Source organism: uncultured Aquimonas sp. (genome assembly GCF_937888285.1).
Classification (GTDB): domain Bacteria; phylum Pseudomonadota; class Gammaproteobacteria; order Xanthomonadales; family Xanthomonadaceae; genus Aquimonas.
Map to the genome: position 1 here is coordinate 215,281 of NZ_CALART010000011.1, position 14,947 is coordinate 230,227.

The 14,947-nt window shown below is 70.6% G+C and carries 15 protein-coding genes; 6 read left to right on the forward strand and 9 right to left on the reverse strand.

Annotated features, from left to right (window positions below; all coding sequences use genetic code 11):
• Positions 1 to 151 precede the first annotated feature (151 nt).
• A complete protein-coding gene (gene rpmF, locus Q0654_RS03275) occupies positions 152 to 343 on the reverse strand; it encodes a 50S ribosomal protein L32 (protein WP_298850431.1) in 192 nt (63 codons plus the stop codon).
• 96 nt (positions 344 to 439) lie between these two features.
• Positions 440 to 949: a YceD family protein gene (locus Q0654_RS03280; RefSeq protein ID WP_298850433.1), complete on the reverse strand. Its 510-nt coding sequence runs from the start codon at positions 947 to 949 to the stop codon at positions 440 to 442.
• 133 nt (positions 950 to 1,082) lie between these two features.
• Between Q0654_RS03280 and Q0654_RS03285 the strand changes: the two genes are divergently transcribed.
• On the forward strand, positions 1,083 to 1,559 hold the full coding sequence (locus Q0654_RS03285; protein ID WP_298850435.1) for a hypothetical protein: 477 nt from the start codon (positions 1,083 to 1,085) through the stop codon (positions 1,557 to 1,559).
• A 147-nt stretch (positions 1,560 to 1,706) separates the two neighbouring features.
• On the opposite strand, the gene Q0654_RS03290 is transcribed toward Q0654_RS03285, so the two are convergent.
• Positions 1,707 to 3,587 carry a glycosyltransferase family 39 protein gene (locus Q0654_RS03290; RefSeq protein WP_298850437.1) on the reverse strand — a complete coding sequence of 627 codons (1,881 nt, stop codon included), beginning with the start codon at positions 3,585 to 3,587 and terminating at the stop codon, positions 1,707 to 1,709.
• Between the two features lie 102 nt (positions 3,588 to 3,689).
• Between Q0654_RS03290 and Q0654_RS03295 the strand changes: the two genes are divergently transcribed.
• The 4 genes from Q0654_RS03295 to Q0654_RS03310 are packed head-to-tail and all read left to right on the forward strand — an operon-like array spanning position 3,690 to position 8,204.
• Positions 3,690 to 4,646, forward strand: coding sequence for an AAA family ATPase (locus Q0654_RS03295; RefSeq protein ID WP_298850439.1), 957 nt, complete (start codon positions 3,690 to 3,692; stop codon positions 4,644 to 4,646).
• An 11-nt stretch (positions 4,647 to 4,657) separates the two neighbouring features.
• Entirely contained in the window at positions 4,658 to 5,629 is a 972-nt protein-coding gene (locus tag Q0654_RS03300; RefSeq protein WP_298850441.1) for a DUF58 domain-containing protein, read from the forward strand.
• The gene (locus Q0654_RS03305; protein WP_298850443.1) at positions 5,626 to 7,653 is read left to right on the forward strand and encodes a DUF3488 and transglutaminase-like domain-containing protein; all 2,028 of its coding nucleotides are present in this window, start codon (positions 5,626 to 5,628) and stop codon (positions 7,651 to 7,653) included. Before Q0654_RS03300 ends, Q0654_RS03305 begins: the two co-directional genes overlap by 4 nt.
• A 38-nt stretch (positions 7,654 to 7,691) precedes the next feature.
• Positions 7,692 to 8,204, forward strand: a complete 513-nt coding sequence (locus tag Q0654_RS03310) for a Slp family lipoprotein (protein WP_298850445.1) — start codon at positions 7,692 to 7,694, stop codon at positions 8,202 to 8,204.
• Positions 8,205 to 8,276: 72 nt separating this feature from the next.
• On the opposite strand, the gene folE2 is transcribed toward Q0654_RS03310, so the two are convergent.
• The 6 genes from folE2 to efp all read right to left on the reverse strand — a co-directional run bounded on the left by folE2 (position 8,277) and on the right by efp (position 13,714).
• Positions 8,277 to 9,227 carry a GTP cyclohydrolase FolE2 gene (gene folE2 / locus Q0654_RS03315; protein WP_298850711.1) on the reverse strand — a complete coding sequence of 317 codons (951 nt, stop codon included), beginning with the start codon at positions 9,225 to 9,227 and terminating at the stop codon, positions 8,277 to 8,279.
• Between the two features lie 261 nt (positions 9,228 to 9,488).
• Positions 9,489 to 10,289: a squalene/phytoene synthase family protein gene (locus Q0654_RS03320; RefSeq protein WP_298850447.1), complete on the reverse strand. Its 801-nt coding sequence runs from the start codon at positions 10,287 to 10,289 to the stop codon at positions 9,489 to 9,491.
• Complete coding sequence (gene gph / locus Q0654_RS03325; RefSeq protein ID WP_298850449.1) at positions 10,286 to 10,954, reverse strand: phosphoglycolate phosphatase; 669 nt, start codon at positions 10,952 to 10,954, stop codon at positions 10,286 to 10,288. Before gph ends, Q0654_RS03320 begins: the two co-directional genes overlap by 4 nt.
• The gene (ubiG, locus tag Q0654_RS03330; protein ID WP_298850451.1) at positions 10,947 to 11,690 is read right to left on the reverse strand and encodes a bifunctional 2-polyprenyl-6-hydroxyphenol methylase/3-demethylubiquinol 3-O-methyltransferase UbiG; all 744 of its coding nucleotides are present in this window, start codon (positions 11,688 to 11,690) and stop codon (positions 10,947 to 10,949) included. Before ubiG ends, gph begins: the two co-directional genes overlap by 8 nt.
• A 55-nt stretch (positions 11,691 to 11,745) precedes the next feature.
• On the reverse strand, positions 11,746 to 13,083 hold the full coding sequence (locus Q0654_RS03335) for a TRZ/ATZ family hydrolase (RefSeq protein ID WP_343230114.1): 1,338 nt from the start codon (positions 13,081 to 13,083) through the stop codon (positions 11,746 to 11,748).
• A gap of 64 nt (positions 13,084 to 13,147) precedes the next feature.
• Positions 13,148 to 13,714: an elongation factor P gene (gene efp / locus Q0654_RS03340; protein WP_091237484.1), complete on the reverse strand. Its 567-nt coding sequence runs from the start codon at positions 13,712 to 13,714 to the stop codon at positions 13,148 to 13,150.
• Between the two features lie 94 nt (positions 13,715 to 13,808).
• Here efp and epmB point away from each other — a divergent pair, with 94 nt between their 5' ends.
• Positions 13,809 to 14,849 (forward strand): EF-P beta-lysylation protein EpmB, encoded by a 1,041-nt coding sequence (gene epmB, locus Q0654_RS03345; RefSeq protein WP_298850457.1) that lies wholly within the window; start codon positions 13,809 to 13,811, stop codon positions 14,847 to 14,849.
• Positions 14,850 to 14,947 lie beyond the last annotated feature (98 nt).

A 14,947-nucleotide genomic window follows, 5' to 3' on the forward strand; every position in this document is an offset into this window, starting at 1 on the left:
GGCGCAGTCCAGCTATTGCCCACCGAGGCTGTCATCCGACCTTCAAGCGACCGCCGACAAACGCCGGACACGACAAAGGCGGCAGGCCTCGCGGCCCGCCGCCTTGGGTCACGCTGGACAGCACCGCCCGCCGAAGCGGGCGCCGCACGCCTTACTCGGCGTCGACCGCCGACTTGACGTTGATGACCTTCTTGCCGCGGTAGAAGCCATCCTTGGTGATGTGATGGCGGATATGGGTCTCGCCCGTGGTCGGGTCGGTCGCCAGCTGCTTCGCGGTCAGGGCGTCATGCGAACGGCGCATGCCGCGCTTGGAGGGGGTGACGCGGCTCTTCTGCACTGCCATGGGAACTCTCCAGCTCGAATCTTCAGGTCTAACGTTTACTGGGCAATCCGACCCGTGCATGGGTCGGCTTCACGGGGTGTCGGAGCGGGAGCTCCGTCAGTTCTTCTTGAGCGCCGCCAGCGCCGCGAACGGGTTGGGCTTCGGCTCTTCCACGCTCTCGGCGATTTCGACGTACTGCTCGGGCAGTTCGGCGTCGGGCCGTGCCGGCACCAGCGGCAGCGCCAGGATCAGCTCGTCCTCGATCAGCTCACGCAGCTGCAGCTGGCGATCTTCCGGCAGCAGCAGCGGTTCGTAGCCTTCCGGCAGACCGGCCTCGTCGGCTTCTCGCCTGATCAGACCGAGGCGCTGGGCCACTTCCAGCGGCTGCTGGTAGGGCTCCAGGGTGCGCTGGCAGGTCAACCAGGGCGTGCAGCTCGCGCGGATATCGAGGAAGTCGACACCCAGCGCATCGCGTCCGAACTCCAGCGCGTAGCTGACGTCACCGGCACTGCGTTCAAGCGCCTCGGCAAAGCGCGCGAAGGCCGAAATCGGCAGGCTGCCCTCGAAGCAGCGCCGACCCGACAGCATGCGCACGGCATCGACCGTCTCGGGCAGGTTCGTGGACATAAGCGCGCCATGATAGGCGGCGCATGCCGAAGCGTCAAACATTGGCGGCCCCACAGCCCGCCGCGTTGCCGCGGGCGAAGACGATGGTTCAGACTCGACGGCCCGCTCCCGCAGCCTGACGGACGCCTCCGGCGTGGAACTGATCCTTGCACTGTTCGCCGCATTCGGCCTGATCGGCCTGCTCGCGTGGATTCCTTTCCACCGTGCCGCCAGCCGCCAGCGCGCTCTGATCCGGCTGCTGGAGGGCGCCGACGAAATGGAGCGCCTGCTGCTGCGGACCCGCGAGCGGATGAGCGCGATGCAGGACGTGGTGGGGCGCGTCCCCGCCGATATCGGTGCGGTGGCGCGGGCCTCGCTGGACGCCGACCAGCGCGTGCAGCAGGCCCTGCGCGACCTGCTGGAGCACCGGCTGTGGATTTCCCGGCACGGTGCGACCGCACGCCTGCACGAACTCAAGCAGGCCGAGGGCGCCCTCGCCCGTGCCCGCGCGACCATCGCCGCGCAGCTGGAACGCCTGGAAACCGCCGGCGCCGAACTCGATGACGCGACCCAGGCGGCGATCGAGCAGGCCGCACGGGAGCCCGCAGCGCTGCGCCGTTCGCCCGACTGAGCGGTCGGCGGCGTGCGCGCCACGCTCCAGGCGCGCGTGCCGGGCACTGCCGACCGCGCGGCGTCCTCCGGAGCCTCGACGCCTCCCTGACGGCCAATCCTTTCCGCCGGGAGCGCGTCGCCTGCTCGCCCGCGGGTCGCAGCGCGCTCAGGGCGCGATATGGACCCGCGCCATCGGCAACTCACGCACACGGCCGTCGCGGCCATGCAGGCGCAGGGACAGCGCCTGCCATCCGCGCAGATGCCGAGGCACCACCAGCTCGGCCTCGATCCCGACCCGCGGATGCCGCGGATCCGTGGAGCCCGGCCACATCGCCTTTACCCCCGGGAAATCAACGTCGCTGCGGGCCTGTGCGACCACGATGCCGGCCACCATCACCTCGACGCGGTCGAGCCCGGCACCGTCCTGGATGGCCCATCCGGTCAGGCGGAAGCGTCGGCCAAGACGCGCCCCCTCCGCCGGATGGTCGAGATAGGCCAGCGGCGCGAAGCTGCAGCCCGGATCGCCTCCGTGGCGCTGCTCGAACAGCAGATAGCGCTGCGTGCCGCCGTGCACCTGCACTTCGTCGACCCAGCGAAGGCCGGGCAGGCGTTCGCACAGGGCCTGCTGCCAGGGCTGACGCATGCGCAGGCCAAGGGCGGTTTCCTCGACCACCAGCAGGCGGGAAGCGTCATCGCGGCCCCGCCACGCGGCTTCGTCCATGCCCCAGAGCTCGAGCTGTCGCGCCCGGCCGTGCTTGGCGTTGCGCGGGTGATCCATCACCCCGAAACCGGCGTCGCCACCGCGCTGCTGCACGAGCCGCGCAGCGAGCAGGAAGTTGTCCGCCAGCAGCCGGGTCGATGGCGGCAGCGCCTGCAGGCGGGCATCGATCGCTTCGACCAGCGGCCGGACATCGGTGAAGTTGTCGGCGAGATCGGTGTGCCCGGCGAGCAGGGCACGCCCGGACGGCAGAGCCAGCGCCAGGCAGAGGGCGGTCGCGCACAGCGTGCCGACACCCAGCAGGCCCCAGGTCCAGCGGCGCAGAACCGGCCCGACCAACTCCAGTTGCCTCGCCAGCAGGGGCAGCAGCGCGAGCTGGCCGACCAGGGGCCAGTGGAAGGACACCCGCTCGCGGTCGGCAAACAGGCCGACCAGGAACAGCCCCAGCAGGAGCCCACCGCCCGCCACCGCGAGCAGGGCCGGCCCCGGCGCCTGGGCGCGTTCGCGCCAGGCGTGCGGCAGTGCGAGCAGCATCAGCAGCCAGGCCAGCGGCGTGGCGATCAGCGCCTGTTCGAGCGGCACCGCGAGGGCCGTCGGCTGGAAGGCCCAGGGATGACGTTCGACGAACTGGAACCGCCAGCCCGCCTGTTCGCCGCCGGCATCGAACAGCAGCAGCGGCAGCCAGGCGCACAGGCCCAACAGCCCGACCAGCCACAGGCGGACATCGCGCAGCAGCAGCTGCGCCGCGGGCACGCACAGCAGGGCCAGGCCGCCGGCGGCGAGCACCGCCAGGAAGCGGTAGTGGGTCAGGGCCCCCAGCGCAAGGCCCAGCAGCAGCTCGGCCCACGGCCACAACGCCCGCTTCCAGTGCACCCCGGAGCCCAGCGCCTGCAGGCGCAGCAGGGCGTGCAGGCAGAACGCGGCAGCCATCAGCAGCGCTGGCTCGGGCAGGGCGAGCAGGCCGTTCAGCGACAGCAGGGGCAGCAGCAGGCCAAGCAGACCGACCCGCCACCGCAGCGCAGCGAGTCCCGCTGCATCGGCGATGCGCAGCAGTTGCAGCGGCAGCAGCGCACCCAGCACCAGACTGAACACGCGGATGCCGAACGGGTCGTCGCTCAGCCAGCGCCCGACCGCGATCGAGGCCGCGGTGAAGCCCGGTAGATCCGAATAAGCCCAGGCCGGGTGGCGGGATTCCCAGGCATAGAAGGCCTCGTCGCCGAACAGCGGAAGCTGCGCGGAAAGCAGAAACCGCAGGCCCAGCAGCAGGCTCCACAGGCCCCAGAACAGCCTCGCGATGCGCGCTTCGGTCGCGTCAGCCCCAGCGCTCATCGACAGATCCACCTGCCTAGGCACACGCATGCGGCGCTCACCACGGCGCGTCTACACTCGACATCTTGTCTGTTCTCCCGCCACCGCTCCAAGGGACTGCCCATGCCTGCCACCGCCCGAACGGCCGCGATCCTACCCGAGGCGAGCCGCAGCGCCCTCAGCGCCGCGCTTGCCCAGGTCAATGCCCTGGTGCTGGGCAAGCCGCGCGAGGTCGAGCTGGCCTTTGCCTGCCTGCTCGCCGGCGGTCATCTGCTGGTCGAGGATCTGCCGGGCCTCGGCAAAACCACCCTGGCGCGCGCGCTGGCGGCGACGCTGGGCCTCGAGTTCCAGCGCCTGCAGTTCACTGCCGACCTGCTGCCCTCCGACATCCTTGGTGTGTCGGTCTACGAGGCCGAGCAACGCGGCTTCCGCTTCCACCCGGGCCCGGTGTTCACGCAGCTGCTGCTGGCCGACGAGATCAACCGCGCACCGCCGCGCACGCAGAGCGCGCTGCTGGAGGCCATGGCCGAGCAGCAGGTCACCATCGACGGCAGCTGCCACGCGCTGCCGCACCCCTTCTTCGTCATCGCCACGCAGAACCCGGTGGATCTGTCGGGCACCTTTCCCCTGCCCGACTCGCAGCTCGACCGCTTCCTGCTGCGAGTGTCGATGGGCTATCCGCAGGCCGAATTCGAGCGCGCCATGCTGGCCGGCGCGGATCGCCGCGAGCTGATCCAGCGCAGCGCGCCGCAGCTGTCGGCACAGGACGTGCTGGCCCTGCGCGAGGCGGTGAGCGCCGTACATGCCTCGGACGCGCTGGTCGACTACGTGCAGCGTCTGCTTGCCGCCAGCCGCAGCTTCGTCGGCCTGCGGGTCGGCCTGTCGCCACGCGCGGGCTTGGCGCTGTTGCGCGCGGCACGCGCGCACGCCCTGCTGGCCGGGCGCGCGCACGTCCTGCCGGAGGACGTGCAGTCCCTGTTCGTCGAGGCCACCGCGCACCGGCTGGTGGTGGAGTCTGGCCGCGGCAGCCCGGAAGACCTCGCGCGCCGGCTGCTCGCCGCGGTCGCGGTCGAAGCCTGAGGTCTCCGAACGTGCGCGGCGTGCGGGCGCGGCTGTGGCAGTTCCTGGAGGCGCAGGCCGAGCGTCGCCTGCCGGCGCTTACCCGCCTGCGCCAGCCGGAGGCGCTGCCGATTGCCATCCACCGCCGCAGGATCTACGTGCTGCCCAGCGGCTTCGGGCTGTTCTTCAGCCTGCTGCTGCTGGCGATGTTCGTGGGCGCCCTGAACTACAACAACAACCCGGCCCTGATGCTGGTATTCCTGATCGCCTCCAGCGTCCATACCGCCCTGCTGCGCGGATGGCTGGGCCTGCTGGGCCTGCGGCTGGTCGAAGTGTCCGCCCCTCCCGTGCATGCCGGCGAATCCACCGAGCTGCGGCTGCGCTTCGAAGGCGAGGGCTCCCGCATCCGCCGCGGCCTGCGCGTCGAGCGTGCAGGGCAGGGGCAAGTGTTCGAGGTGCTGCCCGAGCGCTACGCCAGTCCAGCCCTGCCCTACGACACATCGACCCGCGGCCTGCATCCGATCGGTCGCATCAAGCTGTCGACGCGCTGGCCGCTCGGCCTGTTCGTGGCCTGGAGCTGGCTGAACCCGCAGGGCGAGGTGCTGGTGTATCCGCGCCTGGAGCCGCAGGCGCCGCCCTTGCCCGGGGACGGCAGCCTCAGCGGCCAGCGCCGGCAGCGCAGCCCCAGCGAGGAGGTTCACGGCCTGCGTGAACACCGCCAGGGCGACCCGCTGCGGCTGATGGCCTGGAAGCGCAGCGCCCAGCTCGGTCGCCTGATCGTGCGCGAGTTCGAAAGCCCGGCCGGCATCGAGGTCCGCCTTGACTACGCCCAGCTGCTGCACCTGCCGGCCGAGCTGCGGATCCAGCGTCTGGCGCGCTGGCTGGTCGAGGCCGAGCGCCGCGGCCTGCGCTCGGAGCTGATCCTGCCCGGCGAGCACATCGGCCCGGGCCGCGGCGAAGCCCACCTGCATGCGGGCCTGCGCGCCCTGGCCCTGCTGCCGTGAGCGTGCTGGTCGCGAGGATCAACCGGACGCTCCTCGGCGGCAACCCGCGGCCGCGCCTGCCAATCGCGGTCTTCGCCTGGTGTGCGGCCGCCGGCCTGATGGCCCTCTTGCCGCTGGGCCTTCATCTGGAGGGCTGGCTGGGCCCCCTGCTGTTGCTGCTGGCCCTGGCCGGTGCTGGCGCCGGCCTGCGCGGCGCCCACATCCCCGCCTGGCTGCGCCTGCTGTTGACTCTCGGCGTGGCCGGGCTGGTCCTCTATACCTACGGCTTCCGTTTCGGTCGCGACACCGGCGCCGGCCTGCTCGCCACGATGCTTGCGCTGAAGCTGCTGGAAACCCACAGCCTGCGTGACGCGCGCAGCCTGCTGAGCTTCAGCCTGTTCGCGATCATGGCGGCCTTTCTGCAAGATCAGGGACCCTTGACCCTGGTGCTGGCGCTGATCGCGGCGGTGCTGATCCTGACCTCGCTCGCAAGAGCCAGCGAACTCGAGACCGGCGCGCCTGCGGAAGCGCCGGGACTCGCCCGACGCCTGCGCGCCACCGGGCTGCTGATGCTGCTGTCGCTGCCGCTGGCGTTCGTCGGGTTCCTGCTGTTCCCGCGACTGGCGCAGCCGCTGTGGGGGCTGCCTGGCAATGCCGGCGAAGCGCGTACGGGCCTCAGCGAGTCGATGGCGCCGGGCGATATCAGCGCGCTGTTCATCGACGACACGCCGGTCCTGCGGGTGAACTTCAGCAGCCGACGACCGGAGCCCAATGAGCTGTACTGGCGCGGGCCCGTGCTCAGCGAGTTCGACGGCCGCGCCTGGACCGTTTCGGCGTGGCTGCGCCAGTATGAGGCGCCGGCGCTGGAGCCCGGGGCAGAGTGGCTCGAGTATGAACTGATCCAGGAGCCCACCGATCGCCGCTGGGTGCTGGCGCTGGACGTACCGGGCGACCCGCTCGACGCGACCGCCGACAACCCGCTGCGGTTGAACCGCGACCGCAGCCTGATTGCCCAGCGACCGCTGGCCGCGCTCAGCCGCCATCGCCTGCGCTCGGCGCCGGACGCGCGCTTCGATGCCGATCTGCCGCGCCAGCTCCGTCAGCAGTTCGTGGCCCTGCCCGGCGGCTACAACCCGCGCACCGCCGAGCTGGTGGCCGGCTGGCGCGCGCGCGGTCTCGACGAGGCGCAGCTGGTACGCGAGGCGCTGGAACGCTTCAACCGCGAGTTCACCTACACGCTGCTGCCTCCGCCTCTGGGCCGCGACAGCGTCGACGACTTCCTGTTCGAGACGCGCGAGGGCTACTGCGAGCACTTCGCCTCGGCCTTCACGGTGATGATGCGCATGGCCGGGATTCCGGCGCGCGTGGTCACCGGCTACCACGGCGGCTTCCACAACGCGATGGGTGACTACGTGCTGGTGCGCCAGTCCGACGCCCACGCCTGGAGCGAAATCTGGATGCAGGGCCGCGGCTGGGTGCGCATCGACCCGACGGCGGCGGTGGCGCCAGAGCGAATCCGCAGCGGCGAAGGGCTCGGCGGCAGCAACACCCGCAGTAGTTTCACCGTGCTGGGCACGCTGCTCGACTCGGTTGACTGGCTGCGACACGGCTGGAACACGGTCATCCTCGGCTTCAATGCCGCGCGCCAGCGCAGCCTGCTGCTCAGCCTTGGCGTTGACGCCTCGGACTGGCGCGAGGTCGGCCTGGCCCTGCTCGCCGCTTTCGGTCTGGCGCTGGCTGCGACCCTGTGGCTGGTGCTGCGCGGCGGCAATCGGCCCGCCGACCCCCTGGTCGCCGCCTGGCTGCGCTTTTGCGCGCGGCTGGCGCGGCGCGGGGTGGTGCGTGCGCCGCACGAAGCGCCGCTGGCGTACGGCGAGCGCGCGGCGAGGGCCCTGCCCCCTCTGGCCGAGGATCTGCGCCGACTCAGTCGGGATTACAGTGACCAGCGCTACGCTGCCGAAGTCGATGAGCAGGCTCGCAGAGCCTTGATCCACGCCCTGCGAAGCTTCCGGCCACGTCGACTCCGGACGCAGCGCAACCGCTGATCCGACCGCCAACCCAGCGCCACCCACGGAGCATCGCCATGCGCACTCGTCTTCGATTGGCAATTCCACTTCTCACAGCCCTGGGCCTCGGCGCCTGCGCCACGGGCCCCGCGCCAATCCGCGGCGAGTTCAGCGCCATCAGCCCGGAACAGGCGAGCGCGCAGGGCGCGCCAGGTGCCAGCGTGCGCTGGGGCGGCAGCCTGATCGCGGTCGAGCCGGAGTCCGCGCGCACCTGCTTCGTCGTGCTGTCGCGTCCGCTCGACGCGAGCGGACGGCCGCAGCGCAAGCGCGAGGTCACCGACGGCCGCTTCATCGCCTGCCGCGGAGGCTTCTACGACCCCGCGCTATTCGCCGAGGGCCGCGATGTCACCTTCACCGGCCGAGTCGGCGGTTTCGAAGAACGCAGCATCGGCGCCTATCCATTCAAGTATCCGAAGCTGGACGCCGAGGTCGTCTATCTGTGGGAAGAGCGCGAGGAGCGCATCGACCCGCGCTACGCCTATCCCTATCGCTCGCCCTACTGGGGTCCGTGGTGGCGACCGTTCTGGTGAGCATCGACGCATGCTGAAAACAGAAACCCCGGCCATGAGCCGGGGTTTTCCGTTTGTGCTTGAGAACGTCGATCAGTGGTGATCGGACAGCCGGCCGATCCAGTCGAGGCCGCTGGCGTAGCCGCCGGGCACGCCCTTGACCGCCACTGCCACCGCGTTGTGCGGATGCAGACTCTCATAGTGCGAGGCGCGCACCCAGAAATCGGCAATACGCTCGTCGGCATTGAGCGCGGCCTGCATGCGCCGGGCAGCGTCCTCGCAGAACATCAGGTTCTCGCCGTTCAACAGCGCGAAGGCCTGCTCGTCCTCGCGCTTCACCGCCGACTGCACCGGCGTCTTCAGCGCGTCCTCGATGCGGTCGATCACATCGATGATCGGGAAGTTGGCGAAGGACGGCAGCAGGCGCACGCGCACCTCGGCGGTCGAACGCTGGCTGTGCGGCGTGGCACGAATCCCGCGCTCGGTGCCAAGCCATGCCAGCACGGCTTCGCGCTCGACGCCGGCACCGGCCGGGAAGTCGGTCTGGAACTGCTCCTGGATCAGCTGCCGCGCCAGCGCTGCCGAACAGGGGCAGGTGCTGGAGTAGGGGATCTGCACCGACAGCTCGACCTGGAACTGGCCGTGTTCCATCAGGCCGGTGATCACGCAGGGGTAGCTCTTCCAGCCGGAGTTGTCGCTCTTCAGCGCGCGCCGGCGCACCAGGTGCTCGAACTCGACGCGCACGAAAGCGCGGTCGGACAGATCGGCGTGCGACTCCAGGAAATCCTTCAGCAGCCGTCGCAGGCTGGTCGGCGACAGCGCCTCGTTCGACAGGGTCTTGTCGACGTGGAGGTAAAGCCGTGACATGTGGATGCCGCGCACGTCGGGGCGCTTGAGATTCACGAAGGCGGTGACGCGTGCGCCGCTGGTCACCGACTTGCCGTCGGCAGCGGCGATGCTCACCGGCACTTCGATCTGGCCCATACCCACCCAGTCCAGCACGCCGGCAACGGCGGGCTTGGCCTCGGAGGCGATGTCGGGCATCGCCCGTACGGCGTTGTCTGCAATGGGTGGGGACACAGGTGTCTCCTCGTAATCGGTCATGGGGTTGGCCGGCTGCACCTTAGGTGGGGGGCTGTCGCCTTCACGTCAAGCCTTCACGATCGTGCATGCACATTTGGCGCGGATCGGAAGGCACCACGGCGCCGGGCAGGATCGGCGTACCAGGGACTGCGGACGACTATACCCGCCCCAAGCTGAGTGCTCGCGCACGCTCGCGACAACAGTGTGTCGCGGGAAGCCCGCTCAACCCGGCAGCGGCGCACTGCCGCGGGCGGCGCGCCACAGGGAGAGCATCAGGCCGAAACCGCGCGGCGCCGCCGGCTCGCCATGCCGGACCAGTCGCTCCAGCTGCCAGCCCAGCACCGCACTCTGCAGAGCCCGCGGCCGTGCGCTGCGGGGGCGCACCGAGGGCTGCACAGCGCGCAACTCCTCCGCGAAGTCACGGGCGAAGGCAGCGCGCGGCGCGCGCTTGTCAGGCTCGGCCAGATGCGCCGGCGCCAGCCCATGGCGGGCCAGCAGATTGCGCGGCAGGCGCGCCTGCGCGTGATGGCCGATGGCCGCGCGCTGCTGACGACGCAGCAGCAGTTCGATCGCGATCAGCGACTCCGCGCTGTCGCCGCCGAACATGGCGCGCTCGAGCTGATCGAAGGCGGACGCCAAGGGGCGCAGCGCCGCCAGCGCCTGCGTGACCGAGCCGGGCGCCAGTTCGCGCTCGACCAGCTCCAGCGCGGCACGCGGCAGACCGCGCCAGAGCGCGGCATCGGCCGCGCGTGCCGACGGCAGGTCGAAGAAAGCCTGCACCAGCGGATGACGCCCCTCGCCGCGGGCGCCGCGCTCCAGCTCCTCGGCCCACCAGCCGAGTTTGGTCTGGGCGATGAAGGGCTCGGAGAGTTCGAAGCAGGCCTCCTCGATCTCGTCCTGCAGCGCGTACCAGAGCGCGATGCGATCGCGCTGCGCGGCCGGCAGGAAGATCATCTGCAGGGCCAGCTCGGGACGGCGCGACTCCAGCTTCTGGAGCTGCGCCTGCAGGCTGGCCTCGCTCATGCCGCGCGCTCCCGCAGCAGGGGCTCGTCGAGCAGGTGGGCGGGCGCGCTGATCACCCGCTGCGCGCCCCAGGCCGCCGGCGGATGCGCCGGGTCGTAATAGCCCCAGTCGACGGCAATGCCGCGCATGCCGGCCGCGTGGGCGGCCTCGATGTCGCGCGGGTCATCGCCCAGGTAGAGGCTGGCGGCGGGCGCGGCCTCGATGCGCCGGCAGGCTTCGATCAGGGGCAAAGGATGCGGCTTGCGCTGCGGCAGGCTGTCGCCGCCGATCAGCACCGCGCAGCGCGGCAACAGGCCCAGTGCCTCGCACAGCGGGCGCGCGAGGCCCTCGGCCTTGTTGGTGACGATGCCCCAGCGCAGGCCCTGTGCCTCGATCGCATCGAGCAGGGTCGCCACACCGGGGAACAGGCGCGAATGCGCGGCCACGGATTCGGCGTACACGCCGAGGAACTCCGCCAGCGTGGACTCATCCTCCGGCGTGAATCCCGGCAGCGCAGCACCCAGCATGGCGCGCGCGCCGCGCGAGACGAAGGGCCGGAACGGCGCCATCGAGAAATCTTCAAGCCCGCGCCGGGCGCGCAGCACGTTGGCCGCGTGCAGAAGATCGGCCGCGCTGTCGACCAGGGTGCCGTCAAGATCGAACAGCACCGCCCCACGCTCAGCCACGGCCGGCCTCCGGCGTGAAGGCGCAGGCGAGGTAGTTGACCTGGGTGTGGCCGCCCACCGTCGCCGAGCGGGTGAGCGGGTTGTAGTGCAGGCCGCTCACGTCCTCCAGCTCCAGCCCGGCGCCGCGGATCGCGCCGGCCAGCTCGGAGGGGCGTATGAACTGCGCATAGCGGTGGGTGCCACGCGGCAGCAGGCGCATCACGTACTCGGCGCCGACAATCGCAAGCCCGAAGGCCGCAGGCGTGCGGTTGAGCGTCGACAGGAACAGCCGGCCGCCGGGCTTCAGCAGGCGCGCGCAGGCCTCGACCACGGAGGCGGGATCGGGCACGTGTTCGAGCATTTCCATGCAGGTGATGACATCGAAGCGCGCGGGACACTCCTCGGCCAGCGACTCCACCGACTGTTCGCGATAGTCGACCTTGAGGCCCGATTCGTAGAGGTGCAGACGCGCAGCCTCCAGCACTTCAGGCGACAGGTCGAGGGCAGTGACGCGAGCGCCTCGCGACGCCAGCGCCTCGGACAGCAGCCCGCCGCCGCAGCCGACGTCCAGCACCTCGGCGCCGTCCAGCTTCACGCGCTCGGCGACGTAACCCAGGCGCGCGGGGTTCAGGTCATGCAGCGGGCGGGCCTCGCCGTTCGGGTCCCACCAGCGCGCAGCCAGCTGGCCGAAGCGCGCGAGCTCGGCGGGGTCGACGTTCTCGCGGCGCGAGCTGTGATTTGCAGCGGGGAGGTTCATCAGTGACTCCAGTGCGCGATCGGAGCAGGGCTCAGACCCGTTCGCCCGCGCAAATTCAGTGGCGCCGCGGGATCGCGGCGATCCGCGTACGCCATTCGGCCACGCGCGCCATCAAGGCTTCGAGATCGACATCGACCAGCTGGCGATCGCGCAAGCGCGCGCGGCCGTTGATCCAGACATCGCTGACCTGCTGGCGCGCGCCGGCGTAGACCAGCTGCGAGATCACGTTGTAGAAGGGCTGCGACTCGGGCTGATCCAGATCGACCAGCACGAGGTCCGCGGCCTTGCCGGGCTCGATCGAACCGACTGTCTCTTCCATGCCCATCGCCCGCGCGCTGCCGAGGGTGGCCATGCGCAGGGCGCTGGGTGCATCGAGGGCGGCAGCGTCCATGGCCACGCCCTTGGCCAGAAGCGCCGCGGTGCGCATCTCGCCGAACATGTCGAGATCGTTGTTGCTGGCGCAGCCGTCGGTGCCCAGGGCGATGTTGGCGCCGGCGCGACGCAGGGCCTCGATCGGGCAGAAGCCCGAAGCCAGCTTCAGGTTGGACTCGGGGCAGTGGCCGATCGACACGCCATTGGCCGCGCACAGCTCGATTTCGGCCGGCGTCAGCTGGGTCATGTGGATGGCCAGCAGCTGCGAGTTCACCAGGCCCAGCCGCTGCAGGCGCGCCAGAGGGCGCTGGCCGTACTGCTTCAGCGAGTCCTCGACCTCCTGCGCGGTCTCATGGACATGGCAGTGCACGACCAGACCCATCTGGTCGGCGAGCAGGCGGATGCGCTCGAAGCTCGCGTCCTTCACCGTGTAGGGCGCATGCGGCACGAAGGCGGTGTTGACCAGCGCGTCGCCGCGCAGGGCGTCGTGCAGCTCCAGCGCCTTGTCGAAGTACTCGTCGTCGGAGGCCGCCCAGGCGGTGGGGAAATCGATCACCGGCAGGCCGACGCAGGCGCGGAAGCCCATGCGCCGGTAAGTCGCCGCCGCGGCATCCGGGAAAAAGTAGTTCTCATTGCAGGTGGTGGTGCCGCCGCGCAGCATCTCGACCACCGCCAGCTCGACGCCGCAGCCGACGAATTCGCAGCCGATCACCGCGCCCTCGACCGGCCAGATGTGCTCGTTCAGCCAGGTCATCAAAGGCAGGTCGTCGGCGAGGCCGCGCATCAGGGTCATCGGGTTGTGCACATGCACGTTGACCAGGCCGGGAATCAGAGCGGCCTTGGGCCTGCTCACGGTTTCGCGCGGCGCGTAGCGCGTGCGGGCCTCGGCGATCGGCAGCAGCTCGACAATGCGGCCGGCGTCCACCGCCACGGCGTGCTGCTCCAGCACCACCGCGTGCGGCTCGACCGGCACCACCCAGCCGGCCTCGATCAGCAGGTCGATCTCACGCATGCGCTCCATGCCTCCCTGACGGTTTCCTGGTGCCCAATAGCACCGACCCGGCGCAGGGCCGGGTCGGAGGGTCTCACTTGACTCGGCTGACGTATTCGCCGCTTCGGGTGTCGCAGCGGATCACCTCGCCGTTCTCGATGAACAGCGGCACGCGCACGACCGCGCCGGTTTCCAGCTTGGCCGGCTTGCCGCCGCCGGACGCCGTGTCGCCGCGCACGCCGGGGTCGGTCTCGACGATCTGCAGCTCGACGAAGTTCGGCGGCGCCACCGACAGCGGCGCGCCGTTCCACAGGGTCATCACGCACATCTCCTCGCCCTTCAGCCACTTGGCCGCGTCGCCCATGGCGGTGGCGTCGGCGCTGAACTGCTCGAAGCTGTCCGGCTGCATGAAGTTCCAGAACTCGCCGTCGGTGTACAGGTACTGCATGTCGGTATCGACCACGTCGGCGCCTTCGACCGTCTCGTTGGCCTTCAGCGTCTTCTCGGTGGTGCGGCCGTTCTTCAGGTTGCGCACGCGGATGCGGGTGAAGGCCTGGCCCTTGCCCGGCTTGATGAACTCGGCTTCGACGATGACGTAGGGGTCGCCGTCCAGGATGATCTTGAGTCCGTTCTTGACGTCGTTCAGGCCGTAGGTCGCCATGCGTGCTCCGGGGGATTGAGGTGCGAGCCGCGGGCTGCGGCTAGACTATGGGGTTTGCGGTGATCGCCGGCGAATCGCCGGCCAAAGAGGCGAAATGATAAGCGCAAACCCGCGGATCGCGCAGCCCGCCGCGGCCGCGGAGCCCGCTCGTGACTGGCGTCGGCTGTGGCGGGAAGCTGTCACCGATCCCTTGGAACTGCTTCGGATGCTGGGTTTGGAGGCGCTGGCCGAGCGCCTGCCCGCGGACGCCGCCGGCTTTCCGCTGCGGGTGCCGCGCGGCTTCGTGGCGCGCATGCGCCACGGCGATCCGGCCGATCCACTGCTGCGCCAGGTCCTGCCGCTGGATCTGGAAACGCTCGAGGTCGAGGGCTTCGGCCTCGACGCCGTGGGCGACGCGGCCGCCCGCAGCGGCCGCGGCGTGCTGCAGAAATACCGGGGGCGCGCCCTGCTCGTTGCGACCGGCAGCTGCGCCGTGCACTGCCGCTACTGCTTCCGTCGGCACTATCCCTATGGCGAGGACAGCGCCGCGGCCAACGCCTGGCAGGCCGCGCTGGACACCATCGCAGCCGACCCCAGCGTCGACGAGGTGATCCTGAGCGGCGGCGATCCGCTGTCGCTGTCGACCGCCAAGCTGCGCGAGCTGGGCGAGCGCCTGCTCGCCCTGCCGCAGGTGCGTCGCCTGCGCATCCACAGCCGGCTGCCGGTGGTGCTGCCTGAGCGCGTCGATGCCGAACTGCTCGACTGGCTGGCCGCCCTGCCCCTGCAGAAGGTGATGGTGATCCACGCCAACCACGCCCGCGAGTTCGACGAATCCGTCGCGCGCGCACTGACCGACCTTCGCGGCGCCGGCCTGACCGTGCTGAACCAGGCGGTGCTGCTGCGCGGCGTCAACGACTCGGTCGCGGCCCAGGTCGAACTGGCCGAGGCCAGCTTTGCCGCCGGTTCCCTGCCCTATTACCTGCACCAGCTCGACCGGGTCGCCGGCGCCGCGCATTTCGAGGTGCCGGATGCTGACGCCCTGGCGATCGAGTCCGCGCTGCGGAAGCGGCTGCCCGGCTACCTCGTGCCGCGTCTGGTGCGCGAAGTGGCCGGGGCCGCCAGCAAACTGCCGCTCGCACTCACGACGGAAATGTGACGCCGCCCGCAGAGACGCTCTGGCACGCGGCTTGCGTTTGCGGATGTCGGCCGTTTTGGCCACACTCCGTGCCCTTGCAGAACAGGTCGTCAGCGTGG